1 protein-coding gene is annotated in these 1193 nt (G+C 41.4%); it reads left to right on the forward strand.

Annotated elements, in window-relative coordinates; translation table 11 throughout:
• Window positions 1–1193: helicase-related protein (locus ABID39_RS07865; protein WP_354187610.1), on the forward strand; the 1193-nt coding region annotated here is incomplete at both ends.

Raw genomic sequence — 1193 nt, forward strand, 5'->3', positions numbered from 1 at the left:
AAAAAACGCCTCTATATGACGGCAACCCCAAAAATCTTTACCGATGATGCCAAAAAGAAAGCCAATGAGTTCAATGCTGTTCTGGCGTCCATGGATGATAAAGAGCTCTATGGAAAAGAGCTTTATACCTATACATTCTCAAAAGCCGTTCAGAATGAATTGCTCGCACCTTATAAGATTATTGTTTTAGGTATTAATGAAGAGGAAGTTGGTGAATCTATTCAACATTTGATGACCGATGAGAATTATGAACTTATCCTTGATGATAAAACAAAAATCATAGGCTGTTATCAAGCCCTTGCCAAAATAGATCTCAAAGTTGATCTGAGTGATGACCCCAATCCCATGCGGCGGGCTTTGGCTTTTTGTAAAGATATCAATACGTCTAAACGCATTCGTAAAACATTCAATTCTCAAGAAATACAGGAAGAATTATTTAATCTTCATAAGGTCTATAAAGATACCCCGCCGCTTCAGTGTACCTTTGATCATATTGATGGAACACAAAGTGCCAAAACGCGTCATAAAGCCCTTGATTGGCTTAAGGAAGATGCGGGGGACAATACTTGTCGTGTGCTCACCAATGTTCGCTGTCTGTCTGAAGGGGTGGATGTGCCTGCTCTTGATGCCATTATGTTTTTACACCCGCGTAAAAGTCATGTGGATGTCATACAGGCGGTGGGGCGTATCATGCGTCGTGCAAAGGGCAAGAAGAGAGGCTATATCATCTTACCCGTTGGGATCCCTGCCGGTGTTTCTGCTGAACATGCTTTACGCTACAATAAGAGATACAAGGTTGTCTGGCAGGTCATCAATGCTTTGCTTGCTCATGATGAGAATTTTGAAATCACCCTTAACCAAATGATCTTAGGGCAAGATGTTAGTGATTCTTTGGAGATTGTCGCCTTAAAGAGCATGACCGCGGTTGAGGATAAAATCCATATCCATGAAAAATCAGAACATATGGGGCTTGAGATTGGAAAAGCCGCTCATGAATCACAAACTACTCATAGCGTAACAGGAAGATTAGCTTTTTATAAAGAGTTTCCCAATGCCCTGAAAACCCTTCTTGCGAAGAAATTTGCTATTGCAGATTATTGGGAAAGTTGGGCGGGCAATGTGGCTGAGATTGCACAAAACCATATCACTCGTCTTCAAAATCTCCTTGCTGATGAAAGCAGTGAAGCCTTTCA

The sequence above is a fragment of the Bartonella japonica genome (genome assembly GCF_040545385.1).
GTDB lineage: Bacteria > Pseudomonadota > Alphaproteobacteria > Rhizobiales > Rhizobiaceae > Bartonella > Bartonella japonica.